Raw genomic sequence first — 22087 nt, 5'->3', positions numbered from 1 at the left:
CCACGAAGAACGCTGCTCTCTGCTCCGCGCTATGCCGCGGACGGGACTGCTTTCCTGATGAAACAGACACGGTCGTTGCAACTCCCGAAATTCTCAGGTGTTGCAACGACCGCTAGAACCCGCCAGCCTCATACGGGCAGTTTCTGTTATGTCGATTCGGCTACTTCTTGCCCTGGTTGGCAACAGCCTGGATGGAGGCCGCAGCGGCTTCCGGGTCCAGGTAGGTACCGCCGGCCTTGACCGGCTTGAGGTTTTCGTCGAGTTCATAGACCAGCGGAATGCCGGTGGGAATGTTCACTGCCGCGATGTCGGCGTCGGAAATCCCGTCCAGGTGCTTGACCAGCGCACGCAGCGAGTTGCCGTGGGCCGCGATCATCACGGTCTTGCCGGACTTGATGTCCTTGGTGATCTCGTTCTCCCAGTACGGCAGGAAGCGCTCCAGGACGTCCTTCAGGCACTCGGTGCGCGGCTTTTCGTCCTCGCTGAGGTCCGCGTAGCGCGGGTCGTGCGCCTGGGAGAAGTCGCTGTCGTCCGGCAGGGGCGGCGGCGGAGTGTCATAGGAGCGGCGCCAGAGCATGAACTGTTCCTCGCCGTACTCGGCCAGCGTCTGGGCCTTGTCCTTGCCCTGGAGTGCGCCGTAGTGGCGTTCGTTCAGGCGCCAGCTGCGCTTGACGTCAATCCAGATGCGGTCTGCAGCACCGAGAGCGATGTTCGCGGTGTTGATGGCCCGCTGCAGCCGCGACGTGTAGAGAATGTCCGGGAGGATGTTGTTCTCCACCAGCAGCTCTCCGCCGCGGAGCGCTTCGGCCCGGCCCAGGTCCGTGAGATCCACATCCACCCAGCCGGTGAAGAGGTTCTTTTCATTCCATTCACTCTGCCCGTGGCGCAGAAGGATCACTTTGTAGGTCATAAAAGCATCGTAGCCGCAGAGCACGGGCACATGTCAGGGCGGGCCGTAACCAAGGCGCCTTGCGGGGGCCCATTCACCGGCAGGTGGGATCCGGTTCGGAGCACACGACGCCGGCCGGTAACATTGTTTGGTGAAAATCCCCTCAAAACCCGTGGGAAATGTGACCCGTGGCACTACAAACCCCAATAGGCTGCGCCGGGTAGACCGGTGGCTTTCAGGGCCTGAAGGCTGGCGGCTGCGCCGGGCCGAGGATCCGTTGGTCATAGACCTGGGCTACGGGGCGGCGCCGGTCACGGCAGTAGAACTGCACACGCGGATCAGCGGGGTGCGCGAGGACGTCAGCGTGGTTGGCATTGAGATCGACCCCGAACGGGTCCGCGCTGCCAAACCCCTAGAGCGCAAGGGCCTCAGCTTCGTCCAGGGAGGGTTCGAGCTTCCGCTTGGCGGGCGGCGTCCGGTCATGGTGCGGGCCTTCAACGTGCTGCGCCAGTACGGCGAGGACGAATACTCCGCCCACTGGGAGATGGTGTGCAGCCGCCTGGCGGAGGGCGGCATCTTTATCGACGGGACGTGCGATGAAATTGGCCGCCGGTCCACCTGGGTGGTGCTGGAAGCCGGCGGTCCGGTGTCGTTGAGCATCTCCCTGCGCTTCGGTGCCTTCGACCTGCCGTCCGACGTCGCCGAGCGGCTTCCCAAGGCGCTGATCCACCGGAACATTCCCGGGGAGCGGGTGCACGCTTTCCTGCAGGCGATGGACAAGGCGTGGACCGAAGCCGCGCCGATGGCGTCCTATGGCAACCGGCAGCGCTGGATCGCGATGTGCCGGACGCTGCGCACCGACGGCTGGCCGCTGCTGACCGGGCCCGGCCGGTGGCGGCTGGGGGAAATCACGGTGGCGTGGGACGCCGTCGCGCCTTCAGCAGGCTAGCCGGGGGCTACCAGGAACCGTAGGCTCCGCCGCGTCCCTTGGACTCGTTGAGTGCCGGACGAACGTCCGCAAGGTAGACGGAGGCGGCTACGACTGCGGCCAGTTCAAACAGGAGCAGCGCCAGCGGACCGAAGAGCAGTACCGACAGCAGCCCGACGGCGGCAGCACCGCCGGTCAGGCCCAGCCAGAATCCCTTGGTGCGCTTGTAGGCACGCTCGAACTCGGCCGGCTTCCGCCGGGCGCAGTCGGCAAAGGCCCATAGCTCGATGACCAGCGCCACGATGCCCAGCGCCAGGTAGATGAGGTCCCGCAACAATTCAACAAGTGCCACTGGACCACCCTACCGTGGAAGCGCGCCGTCGAGGTCGTTCCAGAGATCCTCCACGTTTTCGATTCCCACGGAGAGCCGCAGCAGGTTCTCCGGAACGGAGACCGGCTCGGAGGGCTGGCGGCGGCGCCGTTCGATCAGCGATTCGACGCCGCCCAGCGAGGTGGCCGGCAGCCAGAGGCCAACCTTCTCCGTGACTGTGTCAGCCGCTTCGGCACCGCCGGCAACCTCTATGCAGACGATCGATCCGAAACCGTCCATCTGCGCAGTGGCACGGGCGTGGCCCGGGTCCTGCGGCAGGCCGGGGTAACGGACCGCTTCGACACCGGGATGCGACGCCAGCCGGCATGCCAGTTCCATCGCTGATTCCATTGACCGCTGCACGCGCAGGGCCAAGGTGCGCAGGCCGCGCAGGGCCAGCCACACCTCGAACGGACCGCCGACCGCACCGTGCAGGGAACGGTAGGTAAGGAGCCGGGCACGCAGGTCCGGGTTGGAGGTGACGGTGGCACCGAGGATGACGTCCGAGTGCCCGGATAGGTACTTGGTCACCGAATGGACCACGACGTCGGCACCAAGGTCCAGCGGCCTGGTCACCAGCGGGGTGGAGAACGTGTTGTCCACGACCACCAGCGCGCCGGCCTGATGCGCGGCGTCGGCCAGCACGGCGAGCTCGGCAACCTCCAGCATGGGGTTGGTGGGGCTCTCCAGCCAAAGCATGTCAGCGCCGTCGAGCGCGGCAATGACCTCTTCGGTATTGGCAATGTCCACGGTGCGCACGCTGATGCGGCCGTCGCGGGCATCCCCTGCCGCGAGCAGGAGCGACCCCTGGTAACTGTGCCGGGGCATGACCAGCGTGCCGCCGGCCGGGATCAAAGACATGGCAGCGATCACCGCTGCGAGCCCGGAGGAGTAGACCAGTGCCGGAAGCTGGGCATTCTCGAGCGTGCCGAGGGCTTCCTCAAACGGATCCCAGGTGGGGTTGGAATACCGCCCATAGACGCGGTCGCCGTCGCGGGTTTCCCGTGTGCCGTGGAAGGTTGAAGTCAGGACGATTGGCGGGTTGACGGCCGAATCCGCCGCGCGTTCGGGACGCCCCGCGAAGACGACTGTAGTTTCCACCGACAGCTGTGCTGCGGCCTGTCCGTGCCCGGTTGCTGTGCTCATGGGTTTTAGCCTAGACGGCGCGGACGTCCGGCGCTGTTATGGCACCGGCACCGCTGTCATGTTCCTTCACCGATCATTCGTGCCAGAGCGGATGAACGTGCGGCGCCGCTGGGCAGGATCCTGGAAATGCTCGCCGCGGGCAGCGGGCCGGAGCCGCAGCAGTTTCCCAGCATGACTGGGTAGGCTAGGCGGGTGAGTATTTCTGAACCCCGTACCGGCCTTTTCATCGCTTTCGAAGGCGGCGACGGCGCGGGCAAGTCGACCCAGGCGGCGCTGCTCACCCAGACCCTGCAGGACGCCGGACGCACGGTGGTCCGCACCCGCGAACCGGGCGGAACACCCGTGGGCGAAAAGCTGCGCTCCCTGGTCCTGGAACACGGGCACGGGCAGATCGATGCGCGCACCGAGGCCCTGATATTCGCCGCATCCCGCGCAGCCCACGTGGACCAGGTGATCCGGCCCGCCCTGGAGCGCGGCGACGTCGTGGTCTGTGACCGCTACATCGATTCCTCCGTTGCCTACCAGGGCGCCGGACGGAACCTGGGCACCGGGGAGGTGCGCTCCGTCAACGAATGGGCCACCGGCGGGCTGGTACCGGACCTGACCGTCCTGCTGGATGTCGATCCGGAGGCCGGCCGCAGCCGCCGCACCGCCAGCGACGCTGCCGAGGACCGGCTGGAGTCCGAACCGGACAGCTTCCACGGCAGCATCCGCGCTGCGTTCCTCACCCTGGCGCAGGGCTCCCCGGACCGGTACCTGGTCCTTGACGCCGCGGCACCGGTGCCCGAACTGGCACAAAAGATCCTGGCCCGGGTTGGGGAACTGCTGCCGTGAGTGTCTGGGACGACCTTCAGGGCCAGGCGCCCGTAGTCGAACAGCTGCGCCGCGCCGCAGCACAGGAGCGCCCCACCCATGCCTGGCTGTTCACCGGCCCTCCCGGTTCCGGCCGGTCCAACGCCGCCCGCGCCTTCGCCGCTGCCCTGCTCTGCGAGGAGCCGGATCCGGACCTGCGCGGCTGCGGCGTGTGCCACTCCTGCCGAACCGCGATGGCAGGCTCGCATGCAGATGTCTCCTCCGTGACCACGGAGAAGGTCACCATCAGCATCGAGGAAGCCCGCGAGCTGGTGAAGAAGGCCCAGGACAAACCGTCCACCGGCCGCTGGCGCGTCCTGATCGTTGAAGATGCCGACCGCATGCAGGAGCGCAGCACCAACGTGCTGCTCAAGGCGATCGAGGAACCGCCCCCGCGCACCATCTGGCTGCTCTGCGCGCCCAGCCCGGGCGACGTCCTGGTCACCATTCGTTCACGCTGCCGGCCCGTGGGCCTGCGGCTGCCGCCCGTCCAGGACGTTGCCGACCTGCTGGTGCGCCGGGACGGGATCGATCCGGACGTCGCTCAGGAAGCTGCCCGCTCGGCACAAAGCCATGTGGGCGTTGCCAAACGGCTGGCCACGGATGAAGGGGCGCGGCAGAGGCGGGAGAAGATCGTCCGGCTGCCGCTGTCCCTGCGCAGTGTTTCCGGTGCCATGAAAGCTGCCGCTGACCTGGTGGCGCTGGCCGAGGCCGAGGCCGCCAGTTCCTTCGAGGCGCGCGACGCCGAGGAAAAGGCTGCGCTGCTGGCTTCGCTGGGAGCCCCGGAGTCGGGAACCCTGCCGCCGTCGATGCGCAGCCAGGTGAAGCGGCTGGAAGAGGACCAGCTGCGGCGGGCAAAGCGGTCCAAAAATGACTATTTCGACCGCGCCCTGACCGATCTGCTTTCCTTCTACCGTGATGCCCTGGTGCTCGCGCTGGATTCCGGCACGGACCTGGTCAACGAACCGCTGCGCTCCGAGCTGGAGGCCTTTGCCGCGCGCACCACGCCGGAGGCCATCCTGGCGCGCATGGAGGAAATCAATGCGGTGCGCCGGAGGCTGGTGACCACCAACGTGGCACCGCTGCTGGCCATCGAAGCCATGGCTGTCAGCCTTTTGTGAAGCACCGCGAACCCGACTACAACCGACGCACCCCGGACCAGGAGCCGCCGCAAATGACCCTTGAACGACGCCGACCCCGGGGCCTGTCCCGCGCCATGCGCCGCGCTGCCGCGGCCTCAACCGCCGCCGTCGTGCTCGCCGGCCTGGTGGCCTGCACTCCCGGGAGTTCGGAAGGGCCCGCCGAGGGAACGAAGACCGCGGCGCCCGAAGTCATCGGCAATGTCCCCGCGGAGCTGGAGGATTTTTATACCCAGGAAGTGGTCTGGGAATCATGCGAAGGCGATTTCCTGTGCGCAACGGTGGACGTTCCGCTGGACTATGAGAACCCCGCAGAGCGCAGCATTGAGCTGAGCGTTATTCTCGCCGAGGCCGGCGGGAATCCGCAGGGCACCGTCCTGGTGAACCCCGGCGGGCCGGGCGGGTCGGGCTACGCCACGGTGCGGGATTCCCTGGAAGGCATCACTACTGACCGGCTGCGCAGCGAGTTCAACGTCCTGGGCTTCGACCCGCGCGGAGTCGGCCGTTCCACCCCGGTTGACTGCCTCAGCGACGAAGAAGTGGATCAGGCCCGGTCCGAGATCATGGACCCTTCCACGGAAGCCGGGCTGGAAGCGGCCCGTGCAAGCGCCGCTGAGTACGCCGCCGCCTGCGCCGACGCATCCGGTGAGCTGCTGGGCTTTGTGGACACCGAAAGCGCGGCCCGGGACATGGACATCCTGCGCGCCGTGGCCGGGGACCCGAAGCTGAACTACCTCGGTTTCTCCTACGGAACCTTCCTGGGCGCCACCTATGCTGAGCTGTTCCCTGACAACGTGGGCCGCCTGGTGCTCGACGGCGGACTCGATCCGGCCGCAAGCAACGAGGAAATCACCCTCGGCCAGGCCCGGGCCTTCGAGAAGGCGATCCGCGCCTACGTCGCGGACTGCCAAAGTTCGTCCAACTGCCCGCTGCAGGGCTCCGTGGACGACGGCGTGCAGACTATCCGGGACCTCATCGTCTCCGTAGAAGCCAGTCCGCTCAGTGCCTCCGACGGCCGCCTGGTCACCGTGTCCACCTTTGTGAGCGGGTTCATCCTGCCGCTGTACAACGACGCCAACTGGCCGGCCCTTACCCAGGCCCTCTCCTCCGCACTCCGCGGCGATCCCAGCACCATGCTGATGCTGGCGGACCTGGGTGCTGAACGGAACGAGGACGGCAGCTATGAGTCGAACTCCTACGAAGTCTTCAGCGCCGTGAACTGCCTGGACTATCCGATGGAGACTGATCCGGCGCAGATGGCTGCCGACGCCGCCGAACTCGAGGAAGCCTCCCCCACGCTGGGACGCTTCCTTGCCTACGGCGGGGTGACCTGCGAGGCCTGGCCCTACGAACCGGTGAATGAGCCCCGGCCCCTGACTGCCGAGGGAGCAGATCCGATTGTGGTCGTCGGCACCACCGGCGATCCGGCCACTCCCTACGAATGGTCCCAGGCTCTTGCCGGCCAGCTGGACTCCGCCGTGCTGGTGACCTGGGAAGCCGAAGGGCACACCGCCTACGGCCGCGGAAACCAGTGCATCGCTGACGCCGTGGATGACTACTTCATTGACGGCACGGTGCCCGAAGACGGCCTCGTCTGTTCCTAGCGGGAAGGCGGGAATGCCGGGGGCAGCATGCTCCGGCCTCCCCGCCGGAGCACCGCTTTTGACCGGGCTGCCCGCTTTGTATAAAGTAGTTCCTTGTGGATTCTGGCCGGTGACCGGTTAGAGGAAGCCCGCCTCCTTAGCTCAGTTGGTAGAGCGTCTCACTCGTAATGAGAAGGTCGCCAGTTCGATTCTGGCAGGAGGCTCCACTATCGAAGCCCCCGGAACCAGCACTGGTACCGGGGGCTTCGCTGCAGCAGAGCCAAGGACTTCCGGGGAGCAGTCATCACCATCTATCGCAGAGTGCTCCGGAGGCACCCCGGCGCCGCGCAGGCAGCCGGCTACATCCTGCATATTTTCTTCGGCGTCTGCATCCTGTTCTTCGTGAATGATCCGGTGGCCGGCATCATCGCCGTCATGCCGATCGTCTTCGGGCTCATCGGACTGGGACGGGTGCTGCACCGGGCGTACGGGGCACGCCGGAAGTCCCCGAAACGCGCCGGCTGACAAGCCCCGATGCGCCGGGCGGCCGGTTCTTCTCTGGGATACTTGAGGGACCCCCCCAATCCCGAAAGCTAGGAACACACATGGCTTTGCTCGACCCGTCCATCTGGACGGACAAGATTTACGTCAACGGCTGGCGCGACGGCGGCGCAGGTGCCGCTGACGCCGTTGAACCGGCGACCGGCAGCAAACTCGGCAGCTACGGCGTTGCCTCCGTGGAGGACGTTCTTGTGGCTGCACGAACCGCAGCGGCAGCCCAGAAGGAATGGGCCGCCCGCAAGCCTGAGGAGCGCGCGGCCGTGCTGCGGCGCGCCGGTGCCCTGTGGGACGAGCACGCCGAAGAACTCGGCGGATGGATCACCCGCGAGGCAGGCAGCATCCCGCCCAAGGCCGGTCTTGAGATCCACAGCGCGGCGAACGAGTGCTACGACGCCTCGGCCCTGCCCGCCCACCCCGCCGGGGAGGTGCTGGCCACCAACGAACAGCGCTGGTCCTTCTCCCGCCGCCGCCCCGCCGGCGTCGTATCGGTGATCGCACCGTTCAACTTCCCCCTGATCCTCTCCATCCGCGCCGTTGCCCCGGCGCTGGCCCTAGGAAACGCCGTCCTGCTCAAGCCGGACCCCCGCACAGCGGTGTGCGGCGGCGTCGCCCTGATGCGCGTCTTCGAGGAAGCCGGGCTGCCCGCCGGGCTGCTGTCCCTGCTCCCCGGAGCCGCGGAAATCGGTGCCGCCGTAGTGGAGGCGCCGGAAGTCCGGGTCATCGCATTCACCGGTTCCACCGGTGCAGGCCGCAAGATCGCCGAATCGGCCGGGCGCCTGCTCAAGCGGGCACACCTGGAACTCGGCGGGAACAACGCCATGATCGTGCTTCCCGGAGCTGATCTGGCCAAGGCGGCCTCCGCCGCTGCCTTCGGCTCCTTTATGCACCAGGGCCAGATCTGCATGACAACCGGGCGCCACATTGTGCACGAGGACATCTACGAGCAGTACGTCGACGCCCTCGCGGAGAAGGCCGCCCACCTGCCCGTGGGCGACCCGGCCGGCGGCCAGGTGGCCTTGGGGCCGATTATCGACGAAAACCAGCTGAAAAAGATCGACGGCATTGTGCAGGACGCCGTAGCCGCCGGCGCACGCCTGGCAGCCGGCGGGACCAGCGAGGACCTGTTCTACCGGCCCACCGTGCTGGCCGACGTGTCGCCGGACAACCCGGCCTGGACGCGGGAGATCTTCGGCCCAGTGGCGCCGGTGATGAAGTTCAGCACTGTTGATGAGGCCGTAGCACTGGCCAATGACAGCGAGTACGGTCTCTCCCTCTCCATCCTCGGCGATGTGGGAATGGCAATGGAGATTGCCGACCGCGTGGAGTCCGGCAAGGTCCACATCAATGAGCAGACCGTCAATGACGAGTCCAACGCCCCCTTCGGCGGCGTGAAGGACTCCGGCAATGGCGGCCGGGTTGGCGGAGCAGCAGCCAACCTGGAGTCCTTCACCGAAATCCAGTGGCTCACGATGCGTCCGGAAATCGCACCGTACCCGTTCTAACCGGCTCATAAGAGCGGCGGCTTCCTGCGGGTGGCCGCCGCTTTTTGCGTTCCTTAAGAACACTGCCGAAGCTCAAGATTGGCACAAGAAAATTCTTGGGGAAACATTGCGGATTCTGCGCGTCCAACTTGATCGTTTGTTTCGGGGAGCAGCTATATCGTCTTACCCATCAGCAAAACAGCAGGCTAAGCGGGACACCTGGACCGCGGAGACACACTTATTGGGGGTAAGCACGTGAACGCATGGAACGCAGGCACCGATGTTATGGTCAAGCGCTACACCGATACCCAGCGAGACACCCACGTTGCCGCCCTCTGCGCCGAATGCGGCCGCCGCCTGGTTCCGGAATGGGCCAATGACAAGCGCCCCTCCGATAAGACCGGTTACTGGGTAATCCGCGGCTACCGCTACCCCGGAGTCCGCTGCTCCACGCACGAACGCCGCGTCCTTCAGGACTACTACGGCACCCGCGCTGACAAGGGCCAGGCTGAGCGCCACGTTGCCGGTTCCCGCGGCCGCATGGCAGCACCGGCCCGCCGCACCATCCGCCTCTTCGGGACCAAGGTCCGCTCCGGCAGCTGAACAGATTTTCCCCCAAAGAAGAAACCGCAGTATCCCAAGTAATTACTGCACTAATCGAGCCACACAGTTGCATGTGGTGCGCTGACCGCCCGTCCGTGGAAAGCGCTTGGCTCGCCGCCCCGGCTACCACCCCAATGGTTGCCGGGGTCGGGCATTTAAGGGCATATTTTTAGCGGCACGCCAACACTGGCGCCGGTGCCTGCAGAATGGAACGGCTATTCGGCCTCGGGCCGGCGCAGGCCCAGCAGGGTCTTAATGCGCTCTTCGTCTTCAGGGCCGGCAGCCGCGGCAGCCACATTGGCTTCTTCCACGGCACGGACCACTTCGTTGCGCTGGATCTTGACCCCGCGGGGGGCATCAATTCCAATTCTGACGCCGTCGCCCCGCGAATCGAGCACGGTAATGACAATGTCATCACCTATCAGGATCTGTTCTCCCGATTTCCGCGTTAGCACGAGCATTTATTCACTCTATCGCAAGCACACCCGGCTATTTCGTTTCGGCGTAAGACCCGCACACGAAACCTCACAGAACCACCGATCCGGAGGCCGCGCCGTCGAGCCAGCCAACCGGCAGTCCCAGGGCATTCACCGTCTGCGGCGTTGCCGTCCCTTCAAGCCCTTCAACGGCCACAGCATCCACAACCGCCGCCGCGCGGACCTCTCCGACCCAGGCCGCGGTGTCCTCGGCCTTCCGCCCGGCGTCCACGGCAACCCAGAGCTGGTCCGGGGCGAGCGCAGCGATCAGGGTGGTGTGCCGGGCTATTTCGCTGACGCCGCGGCCGATGCCGTACGCGAGGAAGATGGGGTGTCCGGCAAGGACCCCGGCGGCCCGGGCGGTAGCGACCGCCCGGCGGTCTCCTGCCCGTCCCACTCCGGACCCGTCGACGGCTCCGGCCGCACGAAGGGCCTGGGCGCTGAACCCGCCTGCCGCCGCCATTGACTCGCAGACCAGCAGGGCATCCTGGCCCAGTCCCACGACGATCACCAGGTCTCCCGCGCCGGCGAGCGGCGCGGGCACCTCCGGGCGGGGAACCGGAGCTCCGGCGCCGCTGCCCGGAGAGAGCTGCGCGAACACTGCGGGCGCCACGGCGGGCGCACTGTCCCCCGGCCGGGTGGGCGCGCCGGTGTTCTGGGACAGGTCCGCCATCAGTTCCGCGAACGCGTTTGTGCCTGTCGAGACGTCCGGCAGCACCGGTTCCGCCGCGCCGAACCCGCCTTCGGCCTCCTCCGCCCTGGCCAGCAGTGCACCGATTCCGGCGCGGCTGGGCAGATCCGCTTCAACCGGCGCGGCCCTCCGCCCCCGCGGCGGCAGCTCCACTGTGACCTCATAGTGCTGCCGGGCCAGGAACCCGCCGATGCCGCCCACCGTGACCTTCTCGGCCGCGATGATCCGGGCCCGCGGGCCGTGCTCGGCCATGACCTTCGCTTTCAGCGCGTCAAGGGACGGGCCCTCAAGCTGAAATCGTCTCGGTTCCACGGAGCACTCCTACTGTTTCAATGTTCACGTTCGCGGCAGTGGCCTCCTGGTAGGAGAGCACCGGCAGTCCGTTGGTCTGCGCCGAGACCAGCCGGCGGATAGCCGGCCGGAGGGCGGGTGCGCACACCAGAACCGCCGTGTGGCCGGCGTTCTCCACTGTGGCCACAGTGGACTTTAGTGATCCTATGATGCTTTCGATGCGGGCGGGGTCCAACAGGATCTGCGTTCCCTGGTCCGAGGGACGCAGGCTCTCCAGCATGGCCTGTTCCAGGGACGGGTCGATCATGATGACCCGCAGCACACCGGAGTTCACGTACTGGGCCGCGAGGGCCGGCCCCAGGGCCTGCCTTGCCGCTTCGATGAGTCCCTCGGGGTCCGCGGACGTCTTGGCCTTGAGCAGGAGTGACTCGTAGATGCGGGGGAGGTCGTTGATGGGGATCTGCTCAGCCAGCAGGCCCTGCAGGACTCGCTGCACCTCGGCCAGGGACAGCACGTTCGGCACCAGTTCCTCCACGGCGGAGGGGTTGACCTGCTTGACGCCTTCGGTGAGCACCCGGACATCTTCCCTGGTGAGCAGGCGAGCGGCGTTCGCGGTGATGATCGCGGACAGGTGGGTGACCAGCACCGATACCCGGTCGATGACCGTGGCACCGGCCATCTCCGCGGCGTGGCGCATCTCGGTGGGCACCCATTTGCCGGACAGCCCGAAGACAGGTTCAACTGTCGCCGTGCCGGGCAGCCCGTCGAGGAAGTCGCCCAGGGCCAGGACCTTGCCCGCGGGCGCTTCGCCGCGGCCCGCTTCCACTCCGGCGATGCGGATGACGTAGGTCGACGCGGGCAGGTCCACGCTGTCCCGGGTGCGCACCGGCGGAACTACGACACCGAGCTCCAGGGCGATCTTCCGGCGCAGCGACCGGACGCGGGCCAGCAGGTCGTCCGAGCCGCCGGTCACGATGTCCACCAGGTCCGGGGAGAGCATGACTTCCAGCGCATGGACGCGCATCTGTTCGATCAGGTCCTCGGTGGTGTCCGAAGCCGGCGCCGCGGTCAGCTGCGACACCGGGTCGGCCGCAGCGGCTTCCTCCGCGGCCTGGCGGGCCTTGACCCGCTGGCTGGCGAAGATCAGCAGCGCACCGATCACGATGAACGGGATCTTCGGCATGCCCGGGATCAGCGCCATCACGATCGCGGCCGCACCGGCGATCATCAGCGCGTTCCGTGACTGGCTCAGTTCGGCCGAGGCGGTGGAGGCCATGTCCGATTCGGCGTTGGACCGGGTGACGATCATGCCGGTGGATACCGCCATGAGCAGGGCCGGGATCTGGGTGACCAGGCCGTCGCCGATCGTCAGCAGCGTGTAGGTGTCGATGGCTTCGCCGGCGGACATGCCGCGCTGCAGCATGCCGATCGCGATGCCGCCCACCACGTTGATGATAATGATGATCAGGCCGGCGATCGCGTCGCCCTTCACGAACTTGGAGGCGCCGTCCATCGCGCCGTAGAAGTCGGCTTCGGCGGATACTTCGGCCCGGCGTTCACGCGCCTGGATATCCGTGATCAGGCCGGCGTTGAGGTCGGCGTCGATCGCCATCTGCTTGCCGGGCATGGCATCCAGGGTGAAGCGTGCGCCGACTTCGGCAACACGCTCGGCGCCCTTGGTGACCACCACGAACTGGATCACCACCAGGATCAGGAAGATCACCGCGCCGATAATCAGGGATCCGCCCACAGCCACGTGCCCGAACGCTTCGATCACCTGGCCGGCGTACCCGTCGCCCAGCACCAGCCGGGTGGAGGCAACGTTCAGGCCCAGCCGGAACAGCGTGGCGACCAGCAGCATGGACGGGAATACGGAGAAATCCAGCGGCTTCTTCACGAACATGGTGGTCAGCAGGATCACCAGTGCCAGCAGGATGTTGATGATGATCAGCACGTCCAGCAGGCCGGCGGGCACGGGGACCACCAGCAGCAGGATAATTCCGATCACGCCCACTGGGATTGTGAGCTTCAGGAGGTTGCGGTTCACGGCGCTGCCTTACGGTGTTGTGGGGCGGGAGCAGGGACGGTAGCTGAGGGGTCGGGGGCCATGGTGTGCACCCCGGCGGCGGCGCCGCGGTTCTTCAGGGCCATGACGAAGGCCAGGACGCGGGCCACGGCGTTGTAGAGTTCCACCGGGATTTCCTGGCCCAGCTCGCAGGCCGAGTGCAGGGCACGGGCAAGCGGGATATCGCGCACCATGGGCACGCCCTTGGCTTCGGCTTCCTCGCGGATGCGGGCGGCGATGTTCCCGGAGCCTTTCGCCACGAGGCGCGGCGCCGATTTGCCCGGCTCATATTTCAGGGCGACGGCCACATGGGTGGGGTTCAGGAGCACGACGTCGGAGTCCCCCACCGCGGCCATCATGCGGTTCCGGCTCATGGCCAGCTGCCGGGAACGCCGCTGGGACTTGATCAGCGGATCGCCGTCGGTGTTCTTGTTCTCGTCCTTGACCTCTTTTTTGGTCATGCGTGTCCTTTTGCGGTTCCGCCGCATCACCATGAGGATGTCCGCTCCCGCGAGGGCGAGGCCCGCCGCCACGGCGAACTGCAGCAGGGTTGCCACTCCCCCTCCGGCCTCGGCCACGAGCGCGGTGATGGACATGCCGCCGGCGGTCATCAGGACCGGCATCAGGTTCTGGATCACGACGTAGAGGACAAGGCCCACCACTGCGGTCTTCAGCAGGGCCTTAACGCCGTTCCAGATGGCCTGGCCGCCGAACACGCGCTTCATGCCCTTGACCACGTCGAACTGTTCGTACTTGCCCTTGAACTTCTTGAAGTGGATACCGCCCTGCAGCGCCGCAGTGGCCAGGACCGCGACCACCACCACGGCCAGCATCGGCCCCAGGACGTAGGTCAGGCTGCCCAGTCCGTCCTGGAACATCCGCAGTGCGGCCTGAGGACTGGGATCCGCTGCCAGCGCGTCGACGCGCATGAGGGTTTCCGCGCCCTTGTCCGATCCGCGGCTGATGGTTGTAGGCATCATGGCCGCCGCGGCGCCCACGCCCACCCAGGCGGTGAGGTCGTCCGACCGGGAAAGCTGGCCTTTTTCCCGGACTTCCTTCATCCGTTTCGGTGTGGCGGCTTCCGACCGCTCTCCTGAATCCTGGTCCGCCATTTATCCCACCCCCGCCAGGATGCGCACAATCTGGTCCACCAGCACTGAGACCACACGGGGCAGTGCCACGAACACTACGGACACAAGTGTCAGCGTCAGCAGGATCTTCAGCGGGAAGCCGAGGGCGAAGGCGTTCAGCGCCGGGGCCACACGGGTGAGCAGGCCCAGGCCGGCGTCGGCGAGGAACAGGACCACAAGCAGCGGCCCGGCGATCTGCACGGCGGCGATGAACATCTGCGTGACTCCGGTGATCATGGCCTGCGCAGGATCAGCCAGGTCGATTCCGCCGGCCAGCGGAAGTGCGGTAAAGCTGCGTGCCAGTCCGGAAATGATCATCTGGTAACCGTCTGATGCGAAAAGCAGCGCAAGGGCGGTGATCTGGAAGAGCCTGGTGAACTGGGCGCCGTTGACCATGGACTGCGGATCGAAGCCCTGCGCCAGTGAAAACCCGCCGAACAGGTCGATCAGCTGGCCCGCGGACTGTACTGCGGAAAAGACCAGCAGCACCAGGAACCCCAGCACCGCGCCCACCACGAATTCAAGGACCAGTCCGGTGATGAACTCAGCGGTGCCCAGGCTGGAGTATCCCTCGGAGACCTGCGGGGCGACGGCCAGGGCCAGTCCGATGGCCAGCATGGCCTTTACCCGGCCGGGAAATGCGTTGTATGAAAACGGCGGGGCGATGACCAGGAACGCCACCATCCGTATGCCCGCCAGCATCACCGCTTCCAGCCAGGCCTGGTCGATGGTGATGGACATGTCATCCCCCGCCGAGCAGGGACGGGATCTTCTCGAACAGCTGCTGGGTGAAAGTGATCATTTCGGTGATCATCCAGTGGCCGCAGACGAGCAGGGCGATGCACACCGCAATCGCCTTGGGGACGAAGGAGAGCGTGACTTCCTGGATCTGTGTGATGGACTGCAGCAGGGAGATGGCAAAACCAACCACCAGGGCAGTCAGCAGGACGGGCGCGGCCAGCTTCGCGGCGACCCACAGCCCCTGGAGTCCGATGTCCAGGACAGCGCTTGTATCCATCAGCCGCCGCCCTGGTAGCTGTTCACCAGCGAAGTGATGATCAGGCCCCAGCCGTCAACCAGCACGAACAGCAGGATCTTGAACGGCAGGGAGATCATGACGGGCGGGAGCATCATCATGCCCATGGACATCAGCGCTGCGGAGACCACCAGGTCGATGACCAGGAACGGGATGAAGATAACGAACCCGATAATGAACGCTGCCCGCAGCTCCGAGATCATAAACGCCGGAATCAGTGTCAGCAGCGGAACGGTCTCCGGGCTTTCCGGGTTGGGCTGGCCCGCGGCACGGGTCATCAGCGCAATGTCCTCTTCGCGGGTATGGGCCAGCATGAACTGCTGCAGCGGCCCGGCGCCGGTATTCAGCGCTTCCGTGAAGGTGAATTCGCCCTCCAGGTAGGGCTGGACGGCGAGGTTGTTAATCTCGGTCAGCACCGGTCCCATGATGAACAGGGAAAGGAACAGCGCCAGGCCCGCCAGCACCTGGTTCGGCGGGATGGACGGCAGCGAGAGCGCGTTGCGGGTCATGGCCAGCACCACGAAGATCTTCGTGAAGGAGGTCATCATCAGCAACAGCGCAGGTGCCACCGAGAGCAGCGTGATGCCGATCAGCGTGACGACGGCGGTGGACGGGGTTCCGTCAACCCCGTTGATGTCCACCGAGAAACCGCCGGTTTCCTCCGGGTCGCCGGGCTGGGTGGGCGCGGACGGGTCTGTGGGTGCCACCGGGTCGAAGGTGGTGGCGTGGCCCGCGGCGGTGCCGGCGAGCATCAGGGCGAACGTCGCGGCCAGGACCAGCAGGGCGCCAAGCAGGAACCGCCGGAACCCTGCAGCTGTCCCGGCGGAAACGGGCACAGGGGATGCAAGGAATGGAGTGGCCGCCATTACTCGGTCCGTCCGCGGCGGATGAAGGCTGCGCTCTGCCGCCAGGTATCCGGAGAGAGGATGGAGCCGTTGAGCATTGAGGTGGCGCTGCCCGGTCCGGCGCGGCGGGTGTCGCGCCGGCGCGGAAGGCCGCCGTCGTCCGTTCCTGCGCCGGTGGTGGCGGCGGCATGCTGGAGGGAGGCAGCAAAGCCGGCATCAGGGGCGGGCTCGGCCTCCGACGTGTGCAGCACGTTCACGTTTTCCTCGGTCACGCCGAGCAGGAAGCGCTGGCCGCCGGTCTCCAGGACAACGACCGATGCCTTGGGACTGATTGCCTGCCGGCTGATGACCCGGATGGGCGCTTCGGTACCGGAGGAAACGCGTCCGCGGATCAGGCGGCGCTGGAGCCACCACAGGAGCCCCAGGACCACACCGAGCGATACCAGGACCCGCAGCGCCATGACTGCGGAGTCGTCCATTTAACCCAGGCCCTCGGCTACGTCCAGGATCTTGGTGATGCGGACGGCGTAGTCCTGGTCGACGACGACGATCTCGCCGTGGGCGATCATCCGGCCGTTGAGCAGGATGTCGGCGGGAGCACCTGCGGAGCGGTCCAGCTCCACGACGCGGCCCGGTTCCAGGTTCAGCACGTCGCGGACGGCCATGCGGGTACGGCCGATCTCGACAGTCAGCGCCATTTCAACGTTGTTGATGCGGCCCAGCTTGCCCACCACGGACTGCGCGGCGGTGCTGCCCTGCTCACCGGAGCGCACACGTACGGCAAACCAGCCCGCGGTGCCCTCGGGGCCCCGCAGTTCGAAGACTGAAGTGTCCATGTGCCCGAAGAGCGCGGAGGCATCTTCGGTGCGCGCATCACCGAGCACGCCGGCACCGAGGGTGGCGCTGGCTGCTTCCAGGGCCGGGCGGAGCACGTCAGCGGTGGACACTGCGGGAGAGTCGGTGCCGGCCATATCGGAGACGCTGGCGCCGGCGGAGAACAGGACCACGGCCAGGTCGGCGGACACGGAACCGACGAAGGACGCCGTCACGGCCTGGGACATCTGTTCCAGCGGCAGGCCCAGCGAAGAGTGCGGGGCCGGCTGCAGCGGTGTGGGGGTGGGCAGCAGTCCTGCCAGGGCTGCTGCGGCTTCGGCGTGCTGGGCCAGGGTGGTGCTCATCAGATGTTCTCCTCGGTGCTTACGATCACTCCGGCCAGACGGGAGCCGCTGGCCCCCACCGCGGCTTGGGCCAGCGGCTGGCCGTCGACTGTGACATTCAGGGGTCGGTGCTGCGGGTGGTCAAGGTTCAGGACGTCGCCCACGGCGAGGTCCAGCACCATGCCGGGCTTCACCCGGATGGGGTTCAGCTGCAGGGACACGTCCACCGGCAGGTTGGCCAGCTGTTCAGTGACCAGTTCAGCGGGTGTGGCGTCGGAAAGGTTGGGGCGCACCGGGCCCAGCTGCGGAAGGATCGCTTCGGCGGGCAGGGCCACGGTGGCCGGTGCGGCGGCGTCGCCCACCACCATCTCGAAACGGGCCACGATCATGGGCACCGTGGATCCGGCAGCCTGGGCGAACTGGGAGTTGTACTGGATGGACGACGGCGAGAGCGGCGCGGCGAGCAGGCTGCCCAGCGCGTAGTGCAGGTCTTCCAGTGCCTCGTCCATGATCCGGCTCAGCAGTGCCTGCTCAATGTGGGTCAGCTTGCGCTCCGGAGCGGGCTCGTTGCCCGTACCGCCGAGCATGTGCCGGACCCAGGACAGGGCGGCCGCCATCGGGAACTGGATGACTGCTTTGGCGGAAATGTTCGGCATGGAGAAAAGCACCATGCCGGTGTGTTCGGGAAGGGTGGCGACGTACTCGTCGTACGTCATGGTCTGCACCTGCTCGGAGGTGACCTGCGAGAGGACCCGGACCTTTGCCGTCAGCTGCGTACCCCACTGGCGGCCAAATGTATCGAACGCCATTTCCAGGACGCGGGCATGCTCGCGGGCAAGCGTAGTAGGGCGCCTGAAATCATAGGCTTCAACCTGCCGCTGGGCTTTTGGGGGCATGCCAAGGGATACATCTTGCTGGACCGTCACGCAGGGAACTATCGGCCGCAGCGCCTGCTTGGTTAGTGGTTCGAAGCGGGCAGAACTTCCTTTTCGGGACCCTCTTCCGCACCGGCTTTTTCCGGTTCCGCCGGGAACGTGATTTCTCCGTTGACGACGGCGGGCATAAGCTGCCGCACGGCCTCCGACTGGCTTGAAAGCACCACGATGTCCACACGCCGGTTCTGGGCCAGCTCAGCTGCTGTGGTGCCCTCAGTCAAGGGGCGTGATTCGCCGTATCCAACTGCCTTGATCCTGCTGTAGTCGATACCGCCGGGCTCCATCAGGTAGCGCAGCACGTTCACCGACCTGGAGGAGGACAGCTCCCAGTCCAGCGCGGAATCGGTGTACTGGCGAACCTGGGCAGTGTGGCCTTCGACGGAGAGGTCGTAGGCAGTGGGCTGCAGGATGGGTCCAATGACGTTCAGCACGTCCAGCGCTTCCGGGGTCAGGTCCGCAAGGTCCGGTTCGAAGAACATTTCCGAGCTGACCAGGCGGATTGTCAGACCGCGTTCATCGATTTCGAAACGTACGTCGTCCTGCAGGCCCTTGTCTTCCAGGCCGTCCTGCAGCCGGTCGCGCAGTGCCGTAAGGTCCTGGACCTCCATGGCTGCCAGCATGGCGAGGTCTGCGTCAGGGTCGAGGATTTCTTCGCTCTCGACCATGGCAGGGGGCACCACCACGCCCTTTGCCGTGTCGACGGTGTTGGTTTCCACCTGGCCGAATCCCGTGGCCAGGGATGCCTTGAGCTGTTCGAACTTGGCCTGGTCCACGGTGGACATCGCGAAGAGCACAATGAACATGCACATCAGGACGGTGACCATGTCCATGTAGGACGCCATCCAGCGTTCGTCCGGGTGGCTCTCTTCTTCGTCCCGGCGCTTGCGGCGGCGTGGGGCACTCATGCCGCGTCGCTGGTCTCGCGTGCCGGGGAGCTGAGTTCATGTGCCGGAACCATGGCACGCAGCCGCTCGCCGAGCAGGCGCGGCTGGCTGCCTGCCTGCAGGGCCAGGACACCCTCCATAAGCAGCGTCATCTGTTCGACTTCCAGGTCGCTGAGCCGCTTGAGGCGGGCGCTGATGGGCAGCCAGATGAAGTTCGCGGAAAGCAGTCCCCAGAGGGTGGCCACAAAGGCGGTGGCAATCATGGGGCCGAGGGTGGCCGGCGTGGAGAGGTTTTCAAGCACGTGGGTCAGTGAGACGACCGTGCCGATGATGCCGACGGTGGGTGCATAGCCGCCCAGGCTGTTGAAGAACTTGATGGCGATTTTGTCGCTGGAGGCCTTGGTGTTGATCTCGTCTTCGAGCAGGACGCGCAGCTCTTCGCCGTCGGTGCCGTCGGCAATGTTCTGCAGCGCCACGCGCAGGAACGGATCATCGACTTCGGCGGCGTCCTGCTCCAGGGAGAGCAGGCCCTCCGAGCGGGCCTTTTCGGCCAGCGCCACCACGTTGTCGATGGTTTCCTGGGGGTTTGGCTTCTTGCCCATGAAGGCACGGGGAAGGGACTTGAAGGAGAAGATGAAGTCCTTCAGCGTGCCGCCGGCCAGTCCGACGGCGATCGTCGCTCCGAAGACCAGGATCATAGGGGCGGGCAGCAGCAGGGCACTGAGATGTGCGCCTTCGAGGGTGATCATTGCATACAGCGACCCGAAGGCCAGCACGAGGCCGATGATTGTTGCCGGATCCATTATTTGTTCCTCGGACGAAGGGGCACGGTCTTGGTACTGCTCGCTGCCGGCGTCCCCCCGGCGCCCGCATCGGGAACCAGTCCAAGTCCGGTTCCCGGCCGCAGCGGTATCTGCGGGATGTCCCGTGCCATGGAGATCACCCGGGCCCGGAACTGGGCCACCAGGGCAATCACTTCGTCCATGGACTCCGTGACGATGTACTTGGCTCCGTCCACCATCACCAGGGTGGTGTCCGGATTGGCGTGGATGCGTTCAATCAGGTCAGGGTTGATCGCAAACTGAGCGTCGTTCAGTCGCGTGAGAACAATCATGTGCCCGTCCCGGTTGCAGCGTCCGGCTTGGCTAAGCCGTCACCCTTACTTTCGGCAGACGGGCAGTATCGGTAAGGAAGCCGGGCTCCGGGTGCCTTTCCCGCGGCGCCGGGTCCCCTGACGGCGCCAACGCAGAAGGCCCCCCCACACTGTGCGGGGGCCTTCTGCAGCATCGGTCCGGAACCCGTCCGGAACGGGCTAGCGCTTGAGGTTGGTCAGTTCCTGCAGCACTTCGTCGGAGGTGGTGATGATGCGGGCGTTGGCCTGGAAGCCGCGCTGGGCGACGATCAGGTTGGTGAATTCCTGCGAGAGGTCCACGTTGGACATTTCCAGCGATCCGGCAATGGCGTTGCCCATGCCGGGATCGCCCGGGCCGCCCAGGACGGGGTTGCCGGAGTTCACGGTAGCGGTGTAGCCGGAGTTGCCGGCCTTCTCCAGGCCCGCCGGGTTGGTGAAGGTAGCGACGGCGATGCGGGCCAGGGACTGCTTGGCACCGTTAGTGAAGGAACCGATGATGGTGCCGTCCTTGGAGATGGAGAAAGACTCCAGGGTTCCGGCGGCGCGGCCGTTCTGTCCGGTCACCGAGGCGGTGCTGACTCCGGCGTAGCTGGTCAGGCCGGTCAGGTTCACCTGAACACCGTTCACGGTCAGGGTGTCGGCATTGGCTGCGTCCTGGATGCCGTTCGCGAAAGCGAGGTCGACCGATGCGCCTCCTGCGGAAGCGGTCCAGCCGCCAGCGGTGCGGGTGAAGGTCAGCGGAACGACCGTCGCGACGCCGTTGGCGTCGTAGACGTCCATGTCGCGGACAAAGGAGCCGCCAACGGCCGTCTCGGACGGCAGGTTGCCGCCAACCGTGGCCTGGGAGGTGGCAACAGCCGGGGCGATCGCACCGTCGGGCAGCTGCACGTTGCCCACGGCACCGCCGGTGTTGATGACGCCGTTGACGCCGGTCCAGCCCTGGACAATCTTGCCGTCCGTTGTGACCAGGCGGCCCTCGGCGTCGAGGTCGAAGGCACCGGCGCGGGTGTAGGTGGTCTGGGTGCCCTGCTTCGTCACGAAGTAGCCGTCACCGGAAATCATCATGTCCGTGGCGCGGCCGGTGGACTGCGCCGAACCCTGGGAGAAGTTGGTGGTGATGCCGGAGACCAGCACGCCAAGGCCAACCTGGGCCGGGTTTCCGCCGCCGTTGTTGGCACCGGGAGCCGTGGCACCCTGGGTCAGCTGGGACAGCGTGTCCTGGAACTGTACGGCGGTCGCCTTGTAACCGGTGGTGTTGACGTTGGCGATGTTGTTGCCGGTGACATCCAGCATGGTCTGGTGGGAACGGAGTCCGGAGATTCCGGAGTACAGGGAGCGGAGCATTTGATACGCCTTTCAGCTGATGGGTCTGGAAGCTTGTAAAACCTGATGGACCGGGAGTGCAGGGCGGCAGCAGCCGGGTTACGCCGTCGTGCCCGGGTTGCCGGATCCGGCGCCCGCGCCGGGGGCGGGTGCCGGAACGCCTGGAGCCACTACTCCGGAGATCGCGTCCAGGAGGACGTCCACACCGTCAACGCTCACTGTCGGCACTCCGTAGAGATACGAAACCGATTTGGCGGTACCCGTTACGGATTCGCCGGTTTCATTGGTGTACGTGACCGTCTGACCGATCAGTCCTGCTGCGGCCATGCGCATCTGCAGGGAGAAGTTCTCCTCGCTCATGGTGGCCATGTTGGTCAGCTGTTCCATGGTGGCCAGCTGGGTGGTCTGGCCGATCATCTCGTTGGTGTCCATGGGCGAGCTGGGGTCCTGGTTGCGCAGCTGGGTGACCAGCAGGGTCAGGAACAGTTCGCTGTCCATGACCTGTTTGGGTGCGCGCACGGGCTGCGTGGCGGTGGCCCCGCTGGCTGGTGCTACTGCTTCTACCGGCAT

General features: G+C 66.2%; 25 protein-coding genes and 1 tRNA gene. 8 read left to right on the top strand and 18 right to left on the bottom strand.

Annotation, left to right across the window (positions count from 1 at the left end):
• Positions 1-160: 160 nt before the first annotated feature.
• Complete coding sequence (locus tag NGB94_RS14670) at positions 161-910, bottom strand: phosphoglyceromutase (protein WP_325791422.1); 750 nt, start codon at positions 908-910, stop codon at positions 161-163.
• 151 nt (positions 911-1061) lie between these two features.
• On the opposite strand from NGB94_RS14670, the gene NGB94_RS14665 reads away from it, so the two are divergent.
• On the top strand, positions 1062-1838 hold the full coding sequence (locus NGB94_RS14665) for a class I SAM-dependent methyltransferase (RefSeq protein ID WP_325791426.1): 777 nt from the start codon (positions 1062-1064) through the stop codon (positions 1836-1838).
• Positions 1839-1845: 7 nt separating this feature from the next.
• On the opposite strand, the gene NGB94_RS14660 is transcribed toward NGB94_RS14665, so the two are convergent.
• Both NGB94_RS14660 and NGB94_RS14655 read right to left on the bottom strand, forming a co-directional pair.
• Complete coding sequence (locus NGB94_RS14660; protein WP_325791421.1) at positions 1846-2169, bottom strand: DUF2516 family protein; 324 nt, start codon at positions 2167-2169, stop codon at positions 1846-1848.
• A 9-nt stretch (positions 2170-2178) separates the two neighbouring features.
• Positions 2179-3333 (bottom strand): aminotransferase class I/II-fold pyridoxal phosphate-dependent enzyme, encoded by a 1155-nt coding sequence (locus NGB94_RS14655; RefSeq protein ID WP_325791420.1) that lies wholly within the window; start codon positions 3331-3333, stop codon positions 2179-2181.
• Positions 3334-3531: 198 nt separating this feature from the next.
• Between NGB94_RS14655 and tmk the strand changes: the two genes are divergently transcribed.
• The 7 genes from tmk (at position 3532) to NGB94_RS14620 (ending at position 9552) form a co-directional block, all read left to right on the top strand.
• A complete protein-coding gene (gene tmk / locus NGB94_RS14650; RefSeq protein WP_325791425.1) occupies positions 3532-4167 on the top strand; it encodes a dTMP kinase in 636 nt (211 codons plus the stop codon).
• A complete protein-coding gene (locus NGB94_RS14645) occupies positions 4164-5306 on the top strand; it encodes a DNA polymerase III subunit delta' (protein WP_325791419.1) in 1143 nt (380 codons plus the stop codon). The genes tmk and NGB94_RS14645 overlap by 4 nt, the downstream gene beginning before the upstream one ends.
• 53 nt (positions 5307-5359) lie before the next feature.
• On the top strand, positions 5360-6928 hold the full coding sequence (locus tag NGB94_RS14640; protein ID WP_325791418.1) for an alpha/beta hydrolase: 1569 nt from the start codon (positions 5360-5362) through the stop codon (positions 6926-6928).
• Between the two features lie 130 nt (positions 6929-7058).
• Positions 7059-7134: transfer RNA gene (locus NGB94_RS14635), tRNA-Thr, on the top strand.
• A 94-nt stretch (positions 7135-7228) separates the two neighbouring features.
• A complete protein-coding gene (locus tag NGB94_RS14630; protein ID WP_325791417.1) occupies positions 7229-7432 on the top strand; it encodes a hypothetical protein in 204 nt (67 codons plus the stop codon).
• Between the two features lie 80 nt (positions 7433-7512).
• Positions 7513-8970, top strand: coding sequence for an aldehyde dehydrogenase family protein (locus NGB94_RS14625; RefSeq protein ID WP_325791416.1), 1458 nt, complete (start codon positions 7513-7515; stop codon positions 8968-8970).
• 234 nt (positions 8971-9204) lie between these two features.
• On the top strand, positions 9205-9552 hold the full coding sequence (locus tag NGB94_RS14620; protein WP_325791414.1) for a hypothetical protein: 348 nt from the start codon (positions 9205-9207) through the stop codon (positions 9550-9552).
• Positions 9553-9767: 215 nt separating this feature from the next.
• On the opposite strand, the gene csrA is transcribed toward NGB94_RS14620, so the two are convergent.
• The 15 genes from csrA to NGB94_RS14545 form a co-directional block, all read right to left on the bottom strand.
• Positions 9768-10013, bottom strand: coding sequence for a carbon storage regulator CsrA (gene csrA, locus NGB94_RS14615; RefSeq protein WP_325791413.1), 246 nt, complete (start codon positions 10011-10013; stop codon positions 9768-9770).
• 64 nt (positions 10014-10077) lie between these two features.
• Positions 10078-11031, bottom strand: a complete 954-nt coding sequence (locus NGB94_RS14610; RefSeq protein WP_325791412.1) for a hypothetical protein — start codon at positions 11029-11031, stop codon at positions 10078-10080.
• Positions 11006-13057, bottom strand: coding sequence for a flagellar biosynthesis protein FlhA (locus NGB94_RS14605; protein WP_325791411.1), 2052 nt, complete (start codon positions 13055-13057; stop codon positions 11006-11008). The genes NGB94_RS14610 and NGB94_RS14605 overlap by 26 nt, the downstream gene beginning before the upstream one ends.
• Entirely contained in the window at positions 13054-14187 is a 1134-nt protein-coding gene (locus NGB94_RS14600) for an EscU/YscU/HrcU family type III secretion system export apparatus switch protein (protein WP_325791410.1), read from the bottom strand. Before NGB94_RS14600 ends, NGB94_RS14605 begins: the two co-directional genes overlap by 4 nt.
• Positions 14188-14946 (bottom strand): flagellar biosynthetic protein FliR, encoded by a 759-nt coding sequence (locus NGB94_RS14595; protein ID WP_325791409.1) that lies wholly within the window; start codon positions 14944-14946, stop codon positions 14188-14190.
• A gap of 1 nt (position 14947) precedes the next feature.
• On the bottom strand, positions 14948-15223 hold the full coding sequence (gene fliQ, locus NGB94_RS14590; RefSeq protein ID WP_325791408.1) for a flagellar biosynthesis protein FliQ: 276 nt from the start codon (positions 15221-15223) through the stop codon (positions 14948-14950).
• Positions 15223-16107, bottom strand: a complete 885-nt coding sequence (gene fliP / locus NGB94_RS14585; RefSeq protein ID WP_418910658.1) for a flagellar type III secretion system pore protein FliP — start codon at positions 16105-16107, stop codon at positions 15223-15225. Before fliP ends, fliQ begins: the two co-directional genes overlap by 1 nt.
• Entirely contained in the window at positions 16107-16565 is a 459-nt protein-coding gene (locus NGB94_RS14580; protein ID WP_325791407.1) for a flagellar biosynthetic protein FliO, read from the bottom strand. Before NGB94_RS14580 ends, fliP begins: the two co-directional genes overlap by 1 nt.
• Positions 16566-17264, bottom strand: coding sequence for a flagellar motor switch protein FliN (gene fliN, locus NGB94_RS14575; RefSeq protein WP_325791406.1), 699 nt, complete (start codon positions 17262-17264; stop codon positions 16566-16568).
• Positions 17264-18169, bottom strand: a complete 906-nt coding sequence (locus NGB94_RS14570; protein WP_325791405.1) for a flagellar motor switch protein FliM — start codon at positions 18167-18169, stop codon at positions 17264-17266. The genes fliN and NGB94_RS14570 overlap by 1 nt, the downstream gene beginning before the upstream one ends.
• A gap of 32 nt (positions 18170-18201) precedes the next feature.
• Positions 18202-19083, bottom strand: coding sequence for a flagellar motor protein MotB (locus NGB94_RS14565; protein WP_325791404.1), 882 nt, complete (start codon positions 19081-19083; stop codon positions 18202-18204).
• Positions 19080-19865 carry a motility protein A gene (locus NGB94_RS14560; protein WP_325791403.1) on the bottom strand — a complete coding sequence of 262 codons (786 nt, stop codon included), beginning with the start codon at positions 19863-19865 and terminating at the stop codon, positions 19080-19082. The genes NGB94_RS14565 and NGB94_RS14560 overlap by 4 nt, the downstream gene beginning before the upstream one ends.
• On the bottom strand, positions 19865-20176 hold the full coding sequence (locus NGB94_RS14555) for a flagellar FlbD family protein (RefSeq protein WP_325791402.1): 312 nt from the start codon (positions 20174-20176) through the stop codon (positions 19865-19867). The genes NGB94_RS14560 and NGB94_RS14555 overlap by 1 nt, the downstream gene beginning before the upstream one ends.
• A gap of 198 nt (positions 20177-20374) precedes the next feature.
• Entirely contained in the window at positions 20375-21538 is a 1164-nt protein-coding gene (locus NGB94_RS14550) for a flagellar hook protein FlgE (protein WP_325791401.1), read from the bottom strand.
• 78 nt (positions 21539-21616) lie between these two features.
• Entirely contained in the window at positions 21617-22087 is a 471-nt protein-coding gene (locus tag NGB94_RS14545; RefSeq protein WP_325791400.1) for a flagellar hook assembly protein FlgD, read from the bottom strand.

Origin of the sequence: Arthrobacter koreensis (assembly GCF_035792275.1) — a bacterium.
Taxonomy (GTDB): domain Bacteria; phylum Actinomycetota; class Actinomycetes; order Actinomycetales; family Micrococcaceae; genus Arthrobacter_B; species Arthrobacter_B koreensis_A.
The sequence above is the reverse complement of the archived record's forward strand: the minus strand, read 5'-3'. Positions and strand labels throughout refer to the sequence as shown.

Bases quoted from the DNA above. Each gene is read 5' to 3' on its own strand.
- NGB94_RS14550 (WP_325791401.1), bottom strand. From the start codon at position 21,538: ATGCTCCGCTCCCTGTACTCCGGAATCTCCGGACTCCGTTCCCACCAG.
- NGB94_RS14545 (WP_325791400.1), bottom strand. From the start codon at position 22,087: ATGCCGGTAGAAGCAGTAGCACCAGCCAGCGGGGCCACCGCCACGCAG.
- NGB94_RS14625 (WP_325791416.1), top strand. From the start codon at position 7,513: ATGGCTTTGCTCGACCCGTCCATCTGGACGGACAAGATTTACGTCAAC.
- NGB94_RS14655 (WP_325791420.1), bottom strand. From the start codon at position 3,333: ATGAGCACAGCAACCGGGCACGGACAGGCCGCAGCACAGCTGTCGGTG.
- NGB94_RS14640 (WP_325791418.1), top strand. From the start codon at position 5,360: ATGACCCTTGAACGACGCCGACCCCGGGGCCTGTCCCGCGCCATGCGC.
- fliN (WP_325791406.1), bottom strand. From the start codon at position 17,264: ATGAGCACCACCCTGGCCCAGCACGCCGAAGCCGCAGCAGCCCTGGCA.
- fliP (WP_418910658.1), bottom strand. From the start codon at position 16,107: ATGGCGGCCACTCCATTCCTTGCATCCCCTGTGCCCGTTTCCGCCGGG.
- NGB94_RS14600 (WP_325791410.1), bottom strand. From the start codon at position 14,187: ATGGCGGACCAGGATTCAGGAGAGCGGTCGGAAGCCGCCACACCGAAA.
- fliQ (WP_325791408.1), bottom strand. From the start codon at position 15,223: ATGGATACAAGCGCTGTCCTGGACATCGGACTCCAGGGGCTGTGGGTC.
- NGB94_RS14595 (WP_325791409.1), bottom strand. From the start codon at position 14,946: ATGTCCATCACCATCGACCAGGCCTGGCTGGAAGCGGTGATGCTGGCG.
- NGB94_RS14555 (WP_325791402.1), bottom strand. From the start codon at position 20,176: ATGATTGTTCTCACGCGACTGAACGACGCTCAGTTTGCGATCAACCCT.
- NGB94_RS14560 (WP_325791403.1), bottom strand. From the start codon at position 19,865: ATGGATCCGGCAACAATCATCGGCCTCGTGCTGGCCTTCGGGTCGCTG.
- csrA (WP_325791413.1), bottom strand. From the start codon at position 10,013: ATGCTCGTGCTAACGCGGAAATCGGGAGAACAGATCCTGATAGGTGAT.
- NGB94_RS14580 (WP_325791407.1), bottom strand. From the start codon at position 16,565: ATGGACGACTCCGCAGTCATGGCGCTGCGGGTCCTGGTATCGCTCGGT.
- NGB94_RS14565 (WP_325791404.1), bottom strand. From the start codon at position 19,083: ATGAGTGCCCCACGCCGCCGCAAGCGCCGGGACGAAGAAGAGAGCCAC.
- NGB94_RS14670 (WP_325791422.1), bottom strand. From the start codon at position 910: ATGACCTACAAAGTGATCCTTCTGCGCCACGGGCAGAGTGAATGGAAT.